The organism is Enterococcus sp. DIV0901a (assembly GCF_051711525.1).
Taxonomy (GTDB): Bacteria; Bacillota; Bacilli; order Lactobacillales; family Enterococcaceae; genus Enterococcus_B; species Enterococcus_B faecium.
In genome coordinates this window covers 118,382-135,222 of sequence record NZ_JBIOMW010000001.1, presented here as the reverse complement: position 1 = coordinate 135,222, position 16,841 = coordinate 118,382, and the positions used below count along the sequence as shown (strand labels likewise).

Annotated in this window: 17 protein-coding genes and 1 pseudogene; 3 read left to right on the top strand and 15 right to left on the bottom strand. The window is 38.1% G+C overall.

The window, feature by feature from the left end; all coding sequences use genetic code 11:
- Positions 1-15: 15 nt before the first annotated feature.
- From mutS to IGL70_RS00670, 6 genes are all read right to left on the bottom strand, one after another.
- Positions 16-2,661 carry a DNA mismatch repair protein MutS gene (gene mutS, locus IGL70_RS00695; protein ID WP_002297135.1) on the bottom strand — a complete coding sequence of 882 codons (2,646 nt, stop codon included), beginning with the start codon at positions 2,659-2,661 and terminating at the stop codon, positions 16-18.
- Entirely contained in the window at positions 2,645-3,058 is a 414-nt protein-coding gene (locus tag IGL70_RS00690) for a YlbF family regulator (protein ID WP_002297923.1), read from the bottom strand. Before IGL70_RS00690 ends, mutS begins: the two co-directional genes overlap by 17 nt.
- Positions 3,036-3,833, bottom strand: a complete 798-nt coding sequence (locus IGL70_RS00685; protein ID WP_002297139.1) for a TIGR00282 family metallophosphoesterase — start codon at positions 3,831-3,833, stop codon at positions 3,036-3,038. The genes IGL70_RS00690 and IGL70_RS00685 overlap by 23 nt, the downstream gene beginning before the upstream one ends.
- Positions 3,834-4,240: 407 nt before the next feature.
- Positions 4,241-5,014: a Cof-type HAD-IIB family hydrolase gene (locus tag IGL70_RS00680; RefSeq protein ID WP_002294261.1), complete on the bottom strand. Its 774-nt coding sequence runs from the start codon at positions 5,012-5,014 to the stop codon at positions 4,241-4,243.
- 19 nt (positions 5,015-5,033) lie between these two features.
- Positions 5,034-5,669 (bottom strand): DNA alkylation repair protein, encoded by a 636-nt coding sequence (locus IGL70_RS00675; RefSeq protein ID WP_002294262.1) that lies wholly within the window; start codon positions 5,667-5,669, stop codon positions 5,034-5,036.
- 27 nt (positions 5,670-5,696) lie between these two features.
- Positions 5,697-6,548 (bottom strand): formate/nitrite transporter family protein, encoded by an 852-nt coding sequence (locus IGL70_RS00670; protein ID WP_016629827.1) that lies wholly within the window; start codon positions 6,546-6,548, stop codon positions 5,697-5,699.
- A 261-nt stretch (positions 6,549-6,809) separates the two neighbouring features.
- On the opposite strand from IGL70_RS00670, the gene rpsD reads away from it, so the two are divergent.
- Positions 6,810-7,421: a 30S ribosomal protein S4 gene (gene rpsD / locus IGL70_RS00665; protein ID WP_002294265.1), complete on the top strand. Its 612-nt coding sequence runs from the start codon at positions 6,810-6,812 to the stop codon at positions 7,419-7,421.
- 139 nt (positions 7,422-7,560) lie between these two features.
- Positions 7,561-8,100 carry a biotin transporter BioY gene (locus IGL70_RS00660; RefSeq protein ID WP_002297927.1) on the top strand — a complete coding sequence of 180 codons (540 nt, stop codon included), beginning with the start codon at positions 7,561-7,563 and terminating at the stop codon, positions 8,098-8,100.
- 69 nt (positions 8,101-8,169) lie between these two features.
- Here the strand turns inward: IGL70_RS00660 and IGL70_RS00655 are convergent.
- From IGL70_RS00655 to IGL70_RS00625, 7 genes and pseudogenes are all read right to left on the bottom strand, one after another.
- Positions 8,170-8,678: pseudogene (locus IGL70_RS00655) on the bottom strand (QueT transporter family protein).
- Between the two features lie 380 nt (positions 8,679-9,058).
- Positions 9,059-9,820, bottom strand: a complete 762-nt coding sequence (locus IGL70_RS00650; protein WP_002297929.1) for a 3-oxoacyl-ACP reductase — start codon at positions 9,818-9,820, stop codon at positions 9,059-9,061.
- Entirely contained in the window at positions 9,817-10,038 is a 222-nt protein-coding gene (locus tag IGL70_RS00645; protein ID WP_002290506.1) for a DUF2829 domain-containing protein, read from the bottom strand. Before IGL70_RS00645 ends, IGL70_RS00650 begins: the two co-directional genes overlap by 4 nt.
- 26 nt (positions 10,039-10,064) lie before the next feature.
- Positions 10,065-11,642: a helix-turn-helix domain-containing protein gene (locus IGL70_RS00640; protein ID WP_002324286.1), complete on the bottom strand. Its 1,578-nt coding sequence runs from the start codon at positions 11,640-11,642 to the stop codon at positions 10,065-10,067.
- A complete protein-coding gene (locus IGL70_RS00635; RefSeq protein WP_002294273.1) occupies positions 11,642-12,343 on the bottom strand; it encodes an LrgB family protein in 702 nt (233 codons plus the stop codon). Before IGL70_RS00635 ends, IGL70_RS00640 begins: the two co-directional genes overlap by 1 nt.
- Positions 12,336-12,746 (bottom strand): CidA/LrgA family protein, encoded by a 411-nt coding sequence (locus IGL70_RS00630; protein ID WP_002294274.1) that lies wholly within the window; start codon positions 12,744-12,746, stop codon positions 12,336-12,338. Before IGL70_RS00630 ends, IGL70_RS00635 begins: the two co-directional genes overlap by 8 nt.
- A gap of 170 nt (positions 12,747-12,916) precedes the next feature.
- Positions 12,917-13,048 carry a hypothetical protein gene (locus tag IGL70_RS00625; protein ID WP_002294276.1) on the bottom strand — a complete coding sequence of 44 codons (132 nt, stop codon included), beginning with the start codon at positions 13,046-13,048 and terminating at the stop codon, positions 12,917-12,919.
- A gap of 23 nt (positions 13,049-13,071) precedes the next feature.
- Here IGL70_RS00625 and IGL70_RS00620 point away from each other — a divergent pair, with 23 nt between their 5' ends.
- Complete coding sequence (locus tag IGL70_RS00620) at positions 13,072-13,806, top strand: MIP/aquaporin family protein (protein ID WP_002290500.1); 735 nt, start codon at positions 13,072-13,074, stop codon at positions 13,804-13,806.
- A 92-nt stretch (positions 13,807-13,898) separates the two neighbouring features.
- Here IGL70_RS00620 and IGL70_RS00615 read toward each other — a convergent pair whose 3' ends face one another.
- Together IGL70_RS00615 and IGL70_RS00610 are read right to left on the bottom strand one after the other, a co-directional pair.
- Positions 13,899-15,368 carry a helix-turn-helix domain-containing protein gene (locus IGL70_RS00615; RefSeq protein WP_002294277.1) on the bottom strand — a complete coding sequence of 490 codons (1,470 nt, stop codon included), beginning with the start codon at positions 15,366-15,368 and terminating at the stop codon, positions 13,899-13,901.
- Positions 15,369-15,674: 306 nt separating this feature from the next.
- Positions 15,675-16,772, bottom strand: coding sequence for a DUF916 and DUF3324 domain-containing protein (locus tag IGL70_RS00610; RefSeq protein ID WP_016629825.1), 1,098 nt, complete (start codon positions 16,770-16,772; stop codon positions 15,675-15,677).
- Positions 16,773-16,841: the final 69 nt, after the last annotated feature.

The window sequence follows — 16,841 nt, the reverse complement described above, 5'->3', positions numbered from 1 at the left end:
ATATCCGCCTTCTTCCTACAGTTGTTTTTGTAATTCATATAATGTGTTTAGTGCATCCATTGGCGTCATTTCTAGTAAATTTATTTGCTTCAGTGATTCAATGACTTCTGTTTCATTTTCGGATAATTCACTGAATAAAGAAAGCTGTTGGTTTTCTTCTTTTACACGGTCTTGTATATGGTCTTGATTTACTTTTTCTGCAGGTGGTTTTATTTGCTCCTGTTTGGCTGTTTTAGTTTTCTCTTCTACTTCAGCTGGAACAGTATGGTGTCCGTTATCGCCATTTTCTAGCGTATGCAGGATATCTGCTGCTCGTTCTAGTAGATTGGAAGGCAATCCTGCGATCTTTGCCACATGTATGCCGTAGCTTTTATCCGCAGGTCCATCCATCATTTTATGCAAGAAGACAACTTCTCCGTCTTTTTCAACGGCTCCAACATGGACATTTTTAAGCTGCGGAAGTTCTTTCTCAAGTACCGTCAGTTCATGATAATGAGTAGAAAAGAGTGTTTTTGCTTGTACATGACGATGGATATACTCGATGATTGCTTGGGCCAACGCCATTCCGTCATAGGTTGCTGTTCCTCGCCCTAGTTCGTCAAACAAAATCAAACTGTTTGGCGTAGCATAACGCAGGGCTTGATTGGCTTCCATCATCTCTACCATAAAAGTACTTTGTCCAGCAATTAAGTCGTCACTTGCACCGATTCGGGTAAAAATCCGATCAAAAATAGGTAAAACTGCTTGTTTTGCCGGAACGAAACAGCCCATTTGCGCCATCAGAACAGTTAATGCCAACTGTCGCATATACGTACTTTTACCAGACATATTCGGTCCTGTAATCAGCAAGATCATTTCGTCTTCTGCCATTTCTACGCTGTTAGGGATATATTCCTGATGTCCTAATACTTTTTCTACTACAGGATGTCGTCCGTCTTTGATCAGAAGCTGATGCTTGTCACTGACAAGTTCTGGCCGAACATACTGATAGCGTTCGCTGATCGTTGCAAAACTTTGTAGCACATCTACTGCACTGATTGCTTTTGCAAGTACTTGTAGCGGCTGGATAGCCTTTTTGACTTCTTCTCTCACAGCTAAAAACAACTGATATTCTAAATCAACAGATTTTTCTTCTGCTTCGAGGATTTGTGTCTCCAATTCTTTTAGTTCTGGTGTGATGAAACGCTCTGCATTTGCTAAAGTTTGTTTTCGTTCATACTTCTCCAGTTCTGCATTTCCAAGATTTGCTTTTGTGATTTCTATATAATAACCGAAAACGCGGTTAAATCCGATTTTTAAGTTTTTGATTCCTGTTTCTTGACGCTCTTTTGCTTCAAGTTCTGCCAACCATTTCTTTCCGTTTCTCATAGCAGAACGGTACATATCGAGCTGCTCATTGAATCCATCTTTGATGATGTTTCCTTCCGTTATTTGTAACGGCGGATCATCTTGGATAGCTTGGTCGATCAATTGGACGAGATGGTCCATCGGCTGCATTTCTGAAAGCAGACTTTGCCATTGACCTTGATCGATTCCTTCAATCAACCCTCTGATCATTGGCACTTGTTCTAAAGAAGTTTTCAGCTGGATCAAGTCTCGCCCATTGACATTACCGAAAGCTACTCGACCTGCTAGGCGTTCCAGATCATAGACTTTCGTTAATGCTGACTGCAAATCGATACGTTCAAAATAGCTGTCTAGCAAAGAAGCGACCATTTCTTGTCTTGCTTTAATTTGTTTTGCCTGGATAAGCGGACGGTCTAGCCATTGTTTTAGTAAACGGCCACCCATTGCTGTTTTTGTTTCATCTAACAACCATAGAAGAGTGCCGTGCTTTTTCCCAGTCCGAATAGATTGGCTTAATTCTAGGTTGAATTTTGAATAATAATCCATTTTCAAAAAATGATCTGGTTGGTATTCTACTGCTTTTTGGATATGAGCTAAACTCCGCTTTTGTGTCACCGATAAATAAGTCAATAGTTTGCCGGTTGCTTCTTTTTCCAGCGGATCGACTAGTTCGCTTGTCAAAAAGCTAAATTCCGCGTTTTCTTCCATCTCATTTTGTTGAGAAAAGACTAGCCCTAAACGCCCGCTTAGCTGTTCACGAAGGGTATCAGTGATCTCACTGCCTAATACGAGTTCTTTTGTCTGCAATGCAGAGGCTTCATTTAAAACAGCTTCTTCATCATGCAACCGAGCCGTCTTCAATTCTCCCGTACTTAAATCGGCATAAGCAAAGCCAAATTCATTTCCTTGACTAACTACAGCTGTTAAAAAATTGTTGTCTTTTGCCGACAATCCTTTGCTGTCCATGACTGTACCAGGAGTGACTAGCTGGATCACTTCGCGCTTGACCATCCCTTTAGTCGTCTTTGGATCTTCTACCTGCTCGCAAATCGCTACTTTATAGCCTTTTTCAATCAAGGCATCGATATATCCTTGTGCTGCATGGTGAGGTACACCGCACATAGGAATAGGTTCTTCTGCATTTCGATTTCTGCTCGTCAACGTTAATTCCAAAAGCTGTGACGCTTTGATCGCATCTTCGTAAAATAGTTCATAAAAGTCTCCTAAACGATAGAACAAAAAAGCATCTTGGTATTGGGCCTTGATGCTTAGATATTGTTCCATCATAGGAGTATTTTTAGTTTTTTGAGGCATGTTTTTCCTCCTCTATTTGTCCATTGATTTCTTCTTGTATCATAGTTGTTAAATGATGAAGCAGATCATCTGCTTCCAACAGCTGTTTTCTATAAGCTACAACAAGCGGATGCTGATCAAATTCTTGCATGAATTGATCTGCTTGTTTGATTGCTTCTTGTTCTGCTGCTGGTTTGTCATAGTGGGCAAAATGAACAGCATCTTTTTGCGCTTGTTTGATTTTTTCTCTCAACTCAGCTAAATACTGGTTTTGCTGGATCTTTTCTTCAAGTTCTTTGTAGCGAATGATCGTTTCATTCTCTCTTAAAAGTTTTGTCAGTTTCCTTACTTCTTTTTGAATTTCCGGCTCCTGCTGCAAAAAACTGCCTCTCTTTCTACTCCATGAACGGTCGATCATCGTTGATCTGAATCAGCTGGATTTCTTTTGCATGACCTGTCGTATCATCCAATTCCAAGATACAGCCGCTTAAAATCGATCGGCCTTGTTCCACAACTTCAAAACGTTTTGGTAATGCGGTCAGAAACTTTTCGATTACAGGTTCTCTGCGCATACCCAAAATACCATCATAGGGACCTGTCATCCCAACGTCTGTCAGATACGCTGTTCCTCTTGGCAAAATTCGCGCATCATTTGTCTGAACGTGTGTATGTGTACCGACCACTGCTGAAACTTTCCCATCTAAAAACCAGCCCATTGCTTGTTTTTCACTTGTTGTTTCTCCATGAAAATCTACAAAAATGATCGGCGTACGTTTTCTGGCTTCTTCTACCAGCTCATTCATTTTACGAAAAGGATCATCCAAGTCCACCATAAAAGAACGAGCCTGCATGTTGATCACTGCCAGTTCGACTTGGTTCACTTTGACAAAGACCATCCCTTGTCCAGGCGTCCCTTCCGGAAAATTTGCCGGACGAACCATCTTTTTAGCTTCATTTACAAACTCAAAGATTCCGCGGTTGTCCCACGTATGATTCCCCATCGTCACGACATCTACGCCGTCTTGCAAAAATTTTTTATAGATTTTTTCTGTGATTCCACGTCCAGAAGCGGCATTCTCACCATTTACAATCGTTACTTGCGGACGGTACTTCTTCTTCAATCTAGGAAGATATTCAGTAATCATCTCTCGTCCCATTGAACCTACTACATCACCAATAAACAATACCCGCACACTAAATTCCTCTTCTCTTTTAACATCACTCTATATTATAGTTGTTTTCAATAAGAAAGAAAAGGTCAAACAAAAGGAACTCTTTCCTGGTATTTCTTAGTTTTGAAAAATAAAATAAAAAAATGGGACTATGACAAACATCTTGTCACAGTCCCATTTCCCGAATAAACGTTGTTTCATCTACTTCTTCAGAAATAAGCCGTAATTTTACAAAAATTTGAGAAGCAATTTTCGTAAATCCCTTCTTATTTCTTAAAACTGACCACTTCTGTCACGACCTCTTCCTTAAACGGTGTTCAAAAGCTTGCATCTGCGGTAATAAGCCCAGAAAAACGAAAAATAGGAGGAGCTATTTTTGTTTGGCTGGGCTTATTACTTGATGCAGAACAGCTTTTTCACAACCTCTTTTAAATCACGCTTAACTCTTTCAATGCCTTCCAAATTCCATCCTGATCGTTTGTATCAGTGACCATCTTAGCTTCTGCTTGTACTTCTGGCACAGCATTCCCCATAGCTATCCCAATTCCTGACATGCGCAACATTTCACGGTCGTTTTGTCCATCGCCAAAGCTGATGATGTCTTCATGAGGGATGCCTACTTGTTCTGCTAAGTGCAGAATTGTCGCTGCTTTAGAACCATTTTTAGGTACGACATCTACACTGTTCTCATGCCAGCGGACAAATCGAATTTTATCATATGAAGAGAACTTCCCATCATATGTTTGATCGAAAAATGCTAACGCTTGGTATATTTCTTGTTCCTCTGCAAAAAACTGATCTAATTCAGGCAAGACAGCACCGAAAGAATGCATCGCTTCTTCCATCACCGTTACATCATTGGAAGAAGAACGCTTGATATTGTCTAAGCTGACAAAAGCTGTATCGATCTGCTCATGATGCGCTTCTTGAACGAACGCATCCAACTGGTCGCGATCTAGTAAATTCTTATATACTTGTTCATGGTCTAAAAAACCGGCCGCTCCATTACATAAAATGTAGTTCGTAAAATCAAGATCGCGAATGATCTCTTGCGCATGAAATCGGCTCCGCCCTGTAGCAATCGTGACCAGATGACCGGCTTTGCGTAATTTTTCCAATGCTTCTCTCGTGCTATCTAAAGCTTGTTTGTTTGAATCTAACAACGTTCCATCAATATCAAAAGCAAATAATTTGCGTCTCATCTCTTGTCGTCTCGCTTTCTTATAAATACTTACTTGCCTCTCGAACAGCTAACTTACTCAAATCTGTTGTCAGCTGTCTTTTTACCCAATCGGCATCGGTCTTACTGTAATCGCGTAATGCCCAACCAATTGCTTTTTGGATAAAGAATTCCTTTGTTTGACGATCTTCGTCTATTGCTCGGATCAATAGTCCTGTGTCTGTTTGCTGTTTATAACCTAATTGCAACGTGATTGCTATTCGACGTAGCCAAAAATCTTCCTTTTTTTCAAACAATTGAAAGACTTCTTCACGCTGCTCTGGGTAGGCTTTACACCATGTGCTGTATACTTTTCTCCAAGAGTCGATGCTGTCCCACCATTCTTTTTTCTGAACTAGTGGCAACAATACGACTAAGTCTTCAAATGTAAGCCGTTTGATGTTTTTCTGGACTAAATCGATCGCTACATACTGATACTCTCTTTCGATTTGTTCATAATAATAATAAACAAAAGCTAAAACTTCAGAAATAGATAAATTTTTGCTCTCATCCAGTAACGGTTGTTGTAAAAGAGCGCGTTCCGGCTTAGGTACTCCAGCAAAGGAAAAAAGATTTTTCATGTACTTTTCCATTTGTAACGCTTTTTCCTCATTTTTTGGAAAAACTAAAACTTCCATGGCACTTCCCCTTTAATGAACGACTTTTTAGTCCACATAGGATGATTTTGACTGATTCAGCCAAGCATATCCCAGTCCCATTACTAAACCGCCACCAATATAATTTCCTGCCAAAGCAAAAAACAAATTATGTAACACATTGCTGACTGTCATTCCATCCGTCTGTCCTTGAGAAGCAAAGTAAGCAAGCGTAAAGGCAGGAAAATTCGCTATCACGTGTTCATATCCTAAAAAAGCAAAAATGAAAATGATGAATACGACTGTGATCACTTTCCCGGCATCCTCTTTCATCCGCATGCTGATCAGTACAGCGGTATTGACAACGATATTCGCAAACATCCCTTCCACCAAAATCGTTGCTGCAGGTTTTGCTAGTTTTACTGCTATTGATTCTAACATAAAGTTGTCCAACGTTAAATCTTGAAATGGCGTAGTCATAGAAATAAGAAATCCACATAATATACCGCCAATCATATTGAAAAAAATACAGGCAAATAGAATCTTGGCTGCCTTACTTAAAGCAAGTCTCTGCCGAAAAACACCCACGGTCATATAAAGCATATTCGATGTTCCTAATTCAGCGTTCATGTATAGAATCATGACCAGACCCCAGCTGAACATAAATGCGTATAAAATCTTTCCTAGACCATGCGCGATATCTTCCCCCTTCATCGCGATTGCAAATGCCACAGCCGTTCCTAAAGTCAAAAACAAACAGGCGAGAACCGCTCGAACAGCGTAACGTGAAAAGCTGTTTTCAAAAAGATTCGCCTTCTTTTCAATTGAAGCATCGATTTTCTCAAATAATGGTGATACCGGATTCATTGATTTTCTCCTTAAACTTCCTTCGCTTTTTTCCATTTGCACATACCCTCTCATTTTATAAAGACAGCCTAGGTTTGTAAAGCGTTTTTATGTACTAATTATCTTGACATTCGTGGATGATCTATCATATACTGTAGTTTGTGTAAAATAATGCAGCAGAAAAATAATAACTCATCCCTAGTTTGTTGCCCCGTCTCGGGTTCGATTGTGTAACCGCGGCTGCAAAGGTGAAGATTGAAGAACAAACTATATGATTATGAATTTTTCAACGGATTATTTTACTCCAAAAACTTATATTCATTGGAGGAAATTTTAATGTCTCGTTATACAGGACCATCATGGAAAATTTCTCGTCGCTTAGGCATCTCATTGTCAGGCACAGGAAAAGAATTAGCACGTCGCCCTTACGCACCAGGTCAACATGGACCTAACAGCCGTGGCAAACAATCAGAATACGGCATGCAATTAACTGAAAAACAAAAACTTCGTCACATGTACGGAATGAACGAACGTCAATTCCGTAACTTGTTCGTAAAAGCTAGCAAAATCAAAGAAGGTAAACATGGTGTTAACTTCATGATCTTACTAGAACAACGTTTAGACAATGTTGTTTACCGTTTAGGACTTGCAACGACTCGTCGTCAAGCACGTCAATTAGTTAACCATGGTCACATTTTAGTTGATGGCAAACGCGTTGATATCCCTTCATACCACGTAGAAGTGGGTCAAGTGATCTCAGTTCGTGAAAAATCACAAAACATCGTAACAGTAAAAGAAGCTGTAGAAGCAACTGTTGGACGCCCAGCATTCGTAAGCTTTGACGCTGAAAAATTGGAAGGTTCATTGACTCGTTTACCAGAACGTGACGAACTATATCCAGAAATCGACGAAGCTCTTGTCGTTGAATACTACAACCAAAGCTTATAATTTCAAAAGCTTTCTTGAAAAAGACCGCTATCTATTGGATAGCTGGTCTTTTTTTATATTTTCTATTTACAAAGTAATCACTTTGTTTTACAATTTCGTTAACCAAATAAAAATATTAAGTTAACGAAAAGAGGGCATTATGAACCGAACATTGAAAGAATTAATACTTGCTGCGGAATTTGCCGCGATTATTTCTGTCCTTTCTCAGATGACCATTCCTTTTGGCTTGGTTCCTTTGACGGGGCAAACATTTGCTATTGGATTAACAGCAACTTTTCTCGGAAGAAAACTAGGATTGATATCTGTTGCAGTTTATCTTTTACTTGGCTTGATTGGTCTTCCTGTATTTTCAGGGATGACTGGAGGTATAGCTGTTTTATTTGGGCCAACTGGCGGATATTTGATTGGATTTCTCTTACAAACGTGGATAACTGGTTGGATGATCGAAAGAACGGATGCTCATTACTTATATGCAATCTTTGCCAATCTAATGGGCTCTCTTGCTGCATTGATCTGCGGAACGATCTGGCTGAAAATAAGTGGTGATCTTACTTTTACAACTGCATTTGCCAGTGGACTACTGCCGTTTTTACTGCCGGAAGCAATCAAGGCAACTGGAGCAGCTTATATCGGTATCTTGATGAAAAAACGGCTAAATCGATTTCTTCATACAAATTAATCAAAAAAGCAGCATGGAAGAAGACTCAAAGTCTCTTCCACGCTGCCATATTTTAAATTAAACAGATCTTTATTTTGACAAATCCACTTTTTTACCGATCCAATAAATAATTATCCCACCGACAATCATTGATGCCAATTCTCCTAAGCAATCACCCACCAATTCAAGAAAAAAGGTAGTTGATATAAAATCGTTAGCTGACCAGCTACTGTAAACATGGAAAAAGCAAATACGCATGCTGTCACAGCCATTTTGATTTTCATGTTTTTGATGCGACTAGTGATTTTATAGTTGATAAGCAATACAAGCAGCGTGCTGACGCTTCCTACTACAACATCTATCAGTCCAAGAGGAGAAGCCATATTAGCCAAAGCTACTCCCGCTGTTACCGCGACGATGTATCTTTTGTTATACAAGGACAGATAGTTGAACATCTCCGAGAGACGAATCTGAATCACTCCAAAGCTAAAGACAGACAAAACCAGCGTCACTGCCACATATAAACCAGTGACTAGCGCCATCCGAGTCACATCTGTCGTTGTCCAGCGTTTGGCTGAACGGGTATTATTTTTTTCCATGTTCTATTTCTCCTTTGCAAGATAATTTTATCTTGGTAATGACTGCGACCAAAGGATGGGAAGAAAATTCCAACTGAAGTGCCGCAGAAGGTAGTGAAAAAGCTGCCCTGCAACAAGTAATAAGAATAGTCAAATAAAAATAGCTCCTTATATTTTTCATTTGGCTGGACTTGTTACCGCAGTTGCAAGCTTTTGAACACCGTTTATATCAAAAGGTCGTGAAAAGCCGCTTAGTTTCGAATATTAACGATTATTAAAAAGAATTTTTTGAACTGGCTGTTCGGCATCGAATGTCGGGAACAGTCATCGACTTTCTTTTATCATCAACCGTTGTTTCTCTCTTTAGTTTTATCATACAGAAGCTTGAAAAAAACACAAGGTTATTTTAACAACCATCCGCCATCGATTGGGATGATCGTTCCTTGTATGTAGCTTGCTTGAGGAGAGGCAAGAAATAACGTCAGCTCAGCTACTTCTTCCGGCTGTGCCCATCGCTTGACTGGTGTTTCATTTGCGACCCACTCAGCCATCTCACCTTTCCCTTCAAAATCAGCCGCATTCATTGGTGTTTGGATGGCTCCTGGAGCAATTCCTTTTACTCGGATACCCTGTCCTGCGTAATCCAGAGCGAGTTGTTTGGTAAATCCGACGATTGCATGTTTCGCACTTGTATAAGCGATCCCACCTCCGCCAGCAACCAAACCCGCAATCGAAGCCATGTTGATGATTGTTCCGCTTTTTCGGCGGATCATATCAGGAAGGATGATTTTTGTCAGCTGATACATGCTTTTCACATTCGTCTCATAAATAAGATCCCACAGCGATTCGTCAGTTTCCATCAATGGTTTGTAGGCATCCAATATCCCCGATGTATTCAGTAAAATCGTAACTTCACCAAAACGATCCTGGCATTTCGATACCGCTTGTTGGAGTTCTTTCATTTGTCGAACATCACCTAGTGCGTAGGCAAAAGTTTCAGGAAATCGCAAAGAGAGTTCTTCCATTTTACCGAACTTTTGATCTAATCCAAATACAAAAGCATCTTGTTCAAGAAACGCTCGGGCTTGCGCAGCACCAATTCCAGAAGCAGCTCCTGTGATAAATACAACCTGTTTAGCTAGATCTGGATACTGGTTTTTCATTCTACGATCGCCCAATCATCTGCTAAAATATCACAAACTGTAGGAGCGAAGCTGGAAAAACCTTCGTCACTTGTTTTGATCAATAAGTAAGGTGTCACTGGACAGCCATCAAATTCATCATCGGATACGAGAACAACATAAAGTTCAAATCCACTCCATCCTTTACGAATAATCTTTGCACCTTTTTTCAATTCTGGTAAAATTTCTTCAAATGTCATCTTTTTTCTCCTTCTTTGTTATTGTTTTAATAGTTTTTTTTTTGAATCATTTCAAATTTTTGAGATAGTTGGATGTAATCAATTAATTTTAGTTCTTCGGTCACAATAAAATAGTCAAGATCCGCCCATGGTTTGCGGTGGACTTTACTTGTCGAAATCAGAAGATCAACTTCTCTCCCCCGATAATCTGTTGGCAGAAAAATCAGCTGATACTCATTACGGAAAAATGTCCGTAATCCCTCCTCTAACAGTTGCTCTTCAAATAATGGGAAATCTGTCATTAAAAGGATCGTGATCTTTGGAAGCTGTGGAGTAAAGGCTCCTAATGTTTTAAACACAGTCAGATACCGACCCATCAAAAACGCATGATTTTTAAATGCCAGATGATTGGGATGTTTGTGTCTACTTTCAAAAAAATGTACGAGCCATTGTTTCAATTCCTTGTTTTCAATAACTAAATGATTAATAAAATCACTACTATTGCCATCAATCGTTTCTTTCGCATTAGGAAAAAGATAGGCGAAAAAATGACTGCTGAATAAATAGTTTTCTGCCTCGAAGGTTAGATTTTCTGCTGGCAGCCCCTGCTCTTCCTGATAAAGAGAAAGAGCGGCTTTTGCTTCTGAAAGGGCTGTAAAGGGCGGTGTTTTTGCTTGTTGATGAAAATCAAAAATTTTCTTCCGTATCTTAGGATCACTATAATATTCTTCACGAGTCATCAGTACAAGAAATAATGCGCCTAACTCGTCTTCTACTTGAAAATAATTAGGAAATACCGGCTCCATGACTTGGCAAAATCGCTGGAACAACAGATTGTCAGAAATCAGCCGTCTTTTTTTCTCATTCAATACAACATAATGCTTCTGTGATTTTCTTAAAAAAAAGGCACCTAGCATGTATTCCAATCGTCTTTTTTTGATCTCGTTCAGACGAACATTAAAAAAAGCCATGATATGTTCTGCCATATTCTTTACGTCCATTTGAGAAATCGTTTCAAATGGCCAGATTTTCCCTCGAAACAACTGCCAGAATGTCATATGCAAGTAAAGTCGAATGATTTCTTCTTCGCCTTGAGCGATATATGTACCTCGTTGCAGCCGAATTCCGTAAGTTTGCAGTTGCTGTTTCCATTCATTGATTTTTCGATGAGCAGTAGATTCACTAATGTAATGCTTTTGCGCAAATTGGTACATTGTATGGAATTCTTCAAAAAAAATGTCGTGCAGCAACTGGAATTTCAGCGTACTTTGCACGAGATAGATCAAAAAACGCTCATGTTCAATTGAATCGAGCGTATCATAAAAGTTATAACCAGAACGGTGATTTTTTGTAAACAAAGGGTGTGTCTTACCGCTAAACTGCTGATAGTTTTTAGACAGCTCGTTCAGGTATTTCGACACGCTGCGGGCATCCAGCTGAACAACTTGCGCTAATTGTGCAGCGGTATGCCAAGCTTGATCCTCAAAACTTTCTAGGAGGAGAATCTTATAATATAGATCTTTATCAAATTGTTTAAGATACTCGGAAGACAAATACACGTCTTTCCCTCCTTTTTTATGCTCGAACGTTTTGGTTATTGTAGCATAAAATAGTGGTTTTCGCATCAAAACAAGCCAGCAAAAGGCTGAAAGAATAACGGCAGCAACAAAACGGTCAATATCCCATTTACGCATATCGCAAGTCCGGAAATGATTCCTTCTATTTCGCCAATCTCGATTGCTTTTGCTGTACCGATAGCATGAGAAGTACTTCCTAACGCCACACCGCGAGCAACTGGACTTTCGATCTTGAATAGGCGGAAAATATGAGTGGCGATCAGCGAACCAAAAATACCTGTAGAGACAACAATAGCAAGTGTCACGGCATTCACCCCGCCCATCGTATGAGATAAATCGACAGAAATAGCCGTCGTTACAGATTTAGGTAGTAATGAGATCACCATCTCTTTATGAAGAGAGAAGAAGTAACCGAACCCTACACTAACCAAGCAATTTGCGACTATTCCTGCTAAAATCGCAGCCATTACAGGATAAAAATTCTCTTTCAGTAAACGGAAGTTTTTATAAAGAGGGATGGCAAGTGCCACTGTCGCAGGAGTAATCAGCATAGTCAAAAAATTGCCCCCGATATTATAGTCTTTATAGCTGATCCCAGAAAAATGCAAAAATAAGATAATAACAACAATCGATAATACGAGAGGATTCAAAACAGGCAGTTTATATTTCCGCAAAAATTTATCAGATAATACATACACTCCTAAAGTCAAACTTAAGCCAAATAGTGGATTCACAAAAAACTCAGTCAATTTGATTTTCCTCCATTTCGTTTACAGATACCCTTCCTGCTTTTTTCTTACGGACATAGCCCAGCAAAGCTTCTACACCTTCTGCCGTTTTTCCCGCTGCAACCATCGTGACGATGGAACACACGACGACTGCTCCCAGTAAAACAGGCCATATCGAAGCAATATCATCAAAATATTCCAATAAACCTACACCAGCAGGAACAAATAAAATAGCTAGATTATTCAATAAAAAATCACCAGTTGCTCCGATTTTTTCAGGATCAACAAGATGCATTTCAAATGCTAAAAATAAAAAAAGAATACCTAAGATACTTCCAGGAATAGGTAAATGAGCAAAAATCCGTATGCCTTCTCCTAATACAGAAAAGAAAATAATAATGAAAAACTCTTGAAAAAATTTCATCAAACAACACTCCTTACGTATAGCTTTCATTTTACTAACAAACCTTTTCTGAAAGTTTCAAAACATGCTGTTTCTAAGATACAATTTTTGAGAAAAAAAACGTTTTTTTTTTGGTATATTTATAGTTAAGCTTGGTGATTTGTGGAGAACTTTTAAAAAGAGTTGGAGTTTTACTGTTGGTCTGGTTTCTTATAAGTAATGGAATTCATTTTTTTATTCACATTTGTTAAGACTGCAGAAATCCTTCCGACACGAAACACTGCACCGATGCTTTTCGTGTTGATGTTTCTTTTTTTTTGCATTTTTATAACTTTTGGAGGTATTTATGGATTACTCACTAATGACCCGTCTTGCGGCGGAAATGATTGGTACAGCATTACTAATCGTTCTAGGTAACGGTGCTGTAGCAAACGTAGATTTAAAAGGTACAAAAGGATATGGCAGTGACTGGATGCTGATTGCTGTCGGGTATGGATTCGGGGTTATGATGCCAGCAATGATTTTTGGTGGAATCAGCGGTAACCACATCAACCCAGCATTTACAATTGCTTTAGCATCTAATGGTCTATTCCCTTGGGCTGAAGTTGTTCCTTATATCATTGCACAATTGATTGGTGCAGCGATTGGACAATTGATCGTAGTAGCTTGTTACAAACCTTACTACGACCAAACAGAAGACGTGAACCATGTGTTAGGTACATTCTCAACAATCAACAGCGTTGGTTCTAAATTCAATGGTTTCGTCAATGAATTCTTTGGTTCATTCGTTTTATTCTTTGGTGCCTTAGGTATTACAAAAGCACCATTCTTCCAAGATAATCTTGGTACAGCTCACTTAGCACTCGGTTTCCTTGTATGGACATTAGTTGCTTCACTTGGTGGTCCTACAGGTCCTGGACTAAACCCAGCCCGCGACTTTGCTCCACGTCTTGTACACGCACTTCTTCCATTGAAACATAAAGGTTCTTCTCAATGGGGATATGCATGGGTACCAGTTGTAGCACCTATCTGTGCTGGTGTCGTAGCAGTATTCTTATATAAATTATTATTTATGGCTTAATCAAAAGCTAAATAAAAAAACTTGGTACAGCGATTGCGTACCAAGTTTTTTTATTTTTAGAAAAAGCAGTCGGACTTTCTAAAAGAAGTTCACTATTCGATCCTGTCGATGATTTCTTCAGGAAAATCGTCTATTTGCTTGTCAATTTTGCTGTCTTTGTATTTCTCTTCTTGGATAGTCAACAAAATCTTTGTAAGATTCCCCCAGTCTACTGCTCTTGGCGGATCGAGCCAAACCACTACTTGAGATGCACTTTCTTCATATAGATTATTCCTATTCGTGATTATAACATCCGGGAACTCAGGCTTTCCTGCCTCTATCACTTCCGTGTTCAGATTAATGTACAAGCTTAAATTTTTCTTGATAAATTGATTATAGGCAGCACCATAAGAAAAATCGATGATGATCTTTACTGGTTCAGAAATCAGTTGAATGGGTATGTGATTGATCAATAATAATAAATAACTGAAAAAAAGAAAAAATTTATCTTGAAGCAACTCTTTGCGTTTTGACGTTAGATCATTTATATACTCTATCAAATAGCAATAAAATGCTGGATAGTTTTCTCTAAAAAAAGAAACATCAAGTGGAAATTCATCAGCTTTATTAATAGTGTAATGCAAAAGTTTAAAATGTATTTTGGTTAACTCTCTTCGGATCAATTGGCTCGTCTCTTCTCGCAACAGATTAAACTGATTTTCAAAACTTTCAATGAATCGTTCATTCAACCATTCGATTGTTTCATCTTCATTTTTTCTCAAGTATTTTTGATCCAATTTATCATGAAGATAAAGCCAAGAGAGTGTCTTATTGATAAAAATAACGGATTTTTCTCCTAATACTCCTTTTAAGTGGTAAAATCCTATATCCGAAAAAAATAGCGACTGATTGCTAGCAATATCTAAAGAATCAGCTTGTTCAGCCAACAGGTTGATTGCTAAAAAGTGGAATAATTTCTTTTTTTCATAAGCAGACAGAGGATAATACTGTTTTAAATCTTTTAACATTTTTTCTGTTTTTATAATTATAGGTAGCGTATACAATTCCACAAAACTTATCTCTGTTGAGTTAAAAAGATTATATAAAAAAAGCCGAATGTTTTTAGGATTCCCTGTCAACTTTCTCTTTTCAAAAAAAATTTGATATTTTTTTAGATTTCTTTTTAGTCTTTGTAATACTTTATAAGCCACAGAATAACTCACGTGATGCTGTTTAGCAAAATTTTCTACTGAGATATATTTTTCCTGAAAGAAAGCCAATACCATTTTCATAGATAAAGAATCCGTTATATAACGAGATAACAGAGCTTTGCTAGAACATTTTCCATTAATTTCCAGACATATATCCAATTCACTGACGGTTACTCGCAAATTTTTCTCTAGATCGAACTTTTGTAAATCATGTTTCAGCTTATCGATCGTTTTTTTCAAGAGAAATGTCGATAGCGACAACTCTTCTTGAACATTCGATATTGACTCTGATAAATTTGAGCTTGCTTCTAAATATTTAAGTAATGAATAACTTCTGTGATCTTCTTTGCTTAAAAAAAACTCATAATTCATTAGTCATCAGCTCTTTCTACGTATATTACTTTCCATGCATTCACCAACTAGCTGGGGATAAAACTGATTTCCTGGATCCGAGTCACTGTTGTCAGCGATTCTTGTTTGTATAATATACATCGTCCTGTCTTTTTTTTAACATTTTGGAGAGCGTTTTATTTGGCCTTTCTCGCGATCAAACCTGTTATAAGAATTATATCATTTACTAGTATGCATTTTTATTAATAAAATGGTATATTTTATATTGTTATAAAAAGAGCCCAACCATCCTACAATAATAAAAATTTACTATTTGTTATCTTAACCTTACTTTTCTTTCTCTTCTTTTTTTCTCAAAACAAACAAAAGTATGCATAATAAAATAAACAATAAGAAAAGTGAAGCTACTAAGATATAAATCCAATTATTGTCTTTTTTAATCGTAACATCCGTCGTGTTCAATTCCTTGGCTACTTTTCCGTCTATTGTAAAATCTTTTTCAAATACCCATTGATTGGTATAGTTGATCGTAGTATTTCCTTTTTTTCTCGAAAATTTTCCATTTTCATTTTCATTTCCTAAAACAGTCATTGTAAGGTGATATTCACCTGGGGTTAGCGGTTGACCATTTAAAGCAGTTGGAAAAGAAAAATTTGTATTCGGCGCAATCTGCAATCCTTCTTTTTCCTCTTGATATAAAACTTCAGAATGTCCTTTTTTTGTAATTTTTGTTTCAATAACTACTTGATTGATATAGGTTTTTTGATCATTTTGAACGTTTGCTAAGATGACATTTCTTGCATTGATTTGATCTGGTTTAACTTCATGAAGAGTAAGGTTCGGAGCAACTTCGTTCAGTGTCTGTCGCATCAACAAAGCAATAATATAGGTGTATTCATTCTCAATCGATAAGCTTTGATCCTTAGTTTCTGTTTGGTCCTTTTCCGTCTGGATTTCTTGGAATGTGATCCCACCAGCCAATACACCATCAAATCGCTCATTCGGCATCCTGACATGAAAAGCAACGGTTTGGACACTTTTAGGTTTTAGCGTCACTATCTGTGGATAGCTCACATAATCTACCAGATCAAAGATCAGGCTCATGTCTTTTTCAATCTCGTTTTTTCCGTATTCAACCATCACATTTGAATTGGTGGTTGCGCTATTCACAGAAATATCGATTTTCACTTCTTTTTCTGTATCATTTCTCAATTCCGCTTTTACTTCTACTTCCTGATCCGGATCAAGTTGAAGATCGAAGTAAGTTTTTCTCTTGTCGATTTGATTCTCTGAAGTTATCGGCGTCACTGAAAAATTAAATGCACTAGCTGACACTGATATATTGTTAAAAAGTGCCCCTAAAATAACTAGGAGTGTTATAAATAATTGTTGTTTTGGTCTCAAGAAAATCGCTCCTTTAATCATATGTAAGAGAAGACTATAACAAAATCTTGTCTCTGTGGGACACAAGAGCCTATGGTACCTGTGCCCTTC

Excerpts from the sequence above, each read along its gene's own strand:
- mutS (WP_002297135.1), bottom strand. The coding sequence starts at position 2,661 with ATGCCTCAAAAAACTAAAAATACTCCTATGATGGAACAATATCTAAGC.
- IGL70_RS00690 (WP_002297923.1), bottom strand. The coding sequence starts at position 3,058 with ATGATCGACCGTTCATGGAGTAGAAAGAGAGGCAGTTTTTTGCAGCAG.
- IGL70_RS00680 (WP_002294261.1), bottom strand. The coding sequence starts at position 5,014 with ATGAGACGCAAATTATTTGCTTTTGATATTGATGGAACGTTGTTAGAT.
- IGL70_RS00675 (WP_002294262.1), bottom strand. The coding sequence starts at position 5,669 with ATGGAAGTTTTAGTTTTTCCAAAAAATGAGGAAAAAGCGTTACAAATG.
- IGL70_RS00670 (WP_016629827.1), bottom strand. The coding sequence starts at position 6,548 with ATGAGAGGGTATGTGCAAATGGAAAAAAGCGAAGGAAGTTTAAGGAGA.
- rpsD (WP_002294265.1), top strand. The coding sequence starts at position 6,810 with ATGTCTCGTTATACAGGACCATCATGGAAAATTTCTCGTCGCTTAGGC.
- IGL70_RS00660 (WP_002297927.1), top strand. The coding sequence starts at position 7,561 with ATGAACCGAACATTGAAAGAATTAATACTTGCTGCGGAATTTGCCGCG.
- IGL70_RS00650 (WP_002297929.1), bottom strand. The coding sequence starts at position 9,820 with ATGAAAAACCAGTATCCAGATCTAGCTAAACAGGTTGTATTTATCACA.
- IGL70_RS00645 (WP_002290506.1), bottom strand. The coding sequence starts at position 10,038 with ATGACATTTGAAGAAATTTTACCAGAATTGAAAAAAGGTGCAAAGATT.
- IGL70_RS00640 (WP_002324286.1), bottom strand. The coding sequence starts at position 11,642 with ATGCGAAAACCACTATTTTATGCTACAATAACCAAAACGTTCGAGCAT.
- IGL70_RS00630 (WP_002294274.1), bottom strand. The coding sequence starts at position 12,746 with ATGAAATTTTTTCAAGAGTTTTTCATTATTATTTTCTTTTCTGTATTA.
- IGL70_RS00625 (WP_002294276.1), bottom strand. The coding sequence starts at position 13,048 with ATGCAAAAAAAAAGAAACATCAACACGAAAAGCATCGGTGCAGTGTTT.
- IGL70_RS00620 (WP_002290500.1), top strand. The coding sequence starts at position 13,072 with ATGGATTACTCACTAATGACCCGTCTTGCGGCGGAAATGATTGGTACA.
- IGL70_RS00615 (WP_002294277.1), bottom strand. The coding sequence starts at position 15,368 with ATGAATTATGAGTTTTTTTTAAGCAAAGAAGATCACAGAAGTTATTCA.
- IGL70_RS00610 (WP_016629825.1), bottom strand. The coding sequence starts at position 16,772 with ATGATTAAAGGAGCGATTTTCTTGAGACCAAAACAACAATTATTTATA.